3 protein-coding genes are annotated in these 1,952 nt (G+C 38.2%); all 3 read left to right on the top strand.

Annotated elements, in window-relative coordinates; all coding sequences use genetic code 11:
* The first annotated feature begins 596 nt into the window (after positions 1–596).
* Entirely contained in the window at positions 597–770 is a 174-nt protein-coding gene (locus ACWGSK_RS27570) for a hypothetical protein (protein WP_375839303.1), read from the top strand.
* Positions 771–860: 90 nt separating this feature from the next.
* The gene (locus ACWGSK_RS27565) at positions 861–1,769 is read left to right on the top strand and encodes a rolling circle replication-associated protein (RefSeq protein ID WP_375839305.1); all 909 of its coding nucleotides are present in this window, start codon (positions 861–863) and stop codon (positions 1,767–1,769) included.
* Positions 1,759–1,952, top strand: a 194-nt coding sequence (locus tag ACWGSK_RS27560; protein WP_379341284.1) for a hypothetical protein, incomplete at its 3' end; no start/stop codon positions are given. The genes ACWGSK_RS27565 and ACWGSK_RS27560, both read left to right, overlap by 11 nt.

Genomic DNA, 1,952 nt, shown 5'->3' with positions numbered 1-1,952 from the left:
AACCCATTGTCACACCACGATTTAGGGGGTGTGTATAAATGGGCACTCTCTGTGAAATTTGAAGCTTTGAAATTCCGAATGGCGCACTTATACACTCTGTCGAGTGAGTGCTAAAATGCTGAAGCATTTCCGTCAAGCGTGTGGAGGAATCTTGTAGAGAGATATAGCATAGATACCCGTATCTCTAGAGATATTTTGGTATATCCCTGCTATATCTATGGGGTATCTATGCTATATCTTTGGCTTCAAAAACGGCACCTGTTCTAAGAGCATAGAAACTCAACAGGCACAGCCTGTTTGACACCCTTTTTTTTAGGGTGGCACCGAGTTTCCTTATGCTCTTTTTCTCTGAAGCTAAACCTGTTTTATATGTCGTAGTCTTTTTATTGGGAGTGACCCCTTGCTGTACAATTTCCGGAGGTGCCGATAAGGGACGAATTTTCCCTTGTCGGTTGCCTTTGGGGATTGTAAGGGGTGGAGGCTCGGAATCAAAAGGAAACGAAATATCATTCCGAGTGTGCTTCTTTTTTCTGTTCTTGAATTCTATTATTTCCAATGTTAGAATTATGTTAACAACTTGTTAGGAGTGTGTTTGGATGGAAGAGAAAAAACAAATTGGACCTCGAATTACTGTTGAAACATTTAAAAAGCTAGAGTTATTAGCCGAACATTTTACAAAACACAATGAATTTGGAAGAGTTTCAAAAGATGCTGTAATTGAGTTTGCTATTAAGGAATTGTATAGGGACTATTTGGGAAAAGGACGCTAATTTTTGTTGAAAAACTGACTTCGGATTTGGGGTTCTTTATTATTAACTTGATTTTAATTAAACATTACAGGAAAAATTGAGGGGAAATGGATGGATAAACGCAATGGTGACGCGGTTTTCATAGCTCCAAATGATGTTGTAAAAGTGACCACTATGAATCACGTCATTGAAGTTCAGCATATGGAGAAGATGAACCGGAAAAATAATATCAAAAAATTGGACAAGGATAGGTTTGTAGACCTCTCTACTGGGGAGATCCGGGAGTTCGAGCATTCGGAAAATCGGCAGGAAAATTATAATTCTTTGAGACAAACCTTTAAGAAGCTGCGTTATTTGATAAATAACAATTTTATAGGACGGCCAAATGAATTACATATAACTTTGACATACAAGAAAAATATGACGGACACGAAAAAACTTTATAGTGATTTTCAAAATTTTATCGACAGGTTGCGTTATAAATACAAGAAAGAAAGTTCGATAGATTATTTATCGGTGGTAGAGCCACAAGGACGTGGAGCCTGGCATTGTCATGTTTTAATGCGCTTTAATGATTTGGATAAGATTTATATTAAAAATGCTGAATTAAGGAGTCTATGGGGTTTAGGATTTGTAACAATCAAGTCATTAAAGGATATAGACAACATAGGAGCCTATTTGAGCGCTTATTTGACTGATATAGACCTAGAAGATGTCCAAGACAGGGAAACAGCCTTAAAAGTGGCTTCAGAGGGCTGTGAGGTGCAAACAAAGATCGTAGAAGGTCGGGAAAAGAAATTTTTAAAAGGCGGACGGCTGCACATGTATCCTTCCGGAATGAATATGTATCGAAAATCAAAAGGGATTGTTAAGCCGGAACGGGAAGAAATGAAGTTCGGAGACATAAAAAAAGTAGTGGGTTCGGCAAAACCACACTACGAGAAAAGTTATCATGTCGAAAATGACAATTTTGAAAACACAATTTCGTTTCTCCAGTATAACACAAAACGTGATTTTTGAAGCAAAACGGTTCCTCTTTATGGAGCCGTTTTTTTTATTTCCCGAAGGGTTATTTGTCAGAATGACAAACCGATTTCGAGCCGGCGAGAACCCATTGTCACACCACGATTTAGGGGGTGTGTATAAATGGGCACTCTCTGTGAAATTTGAAGCTTTGAAATTCCGAATGGCGCACTTATACAC

The sequence above is a fragment of the Nocardiopsis sp. NPDC055551 genome (assembly GCF_053619415.1).
This window is presented reverse-complemented; position numbering and strand designations above follow the sequence as displayed.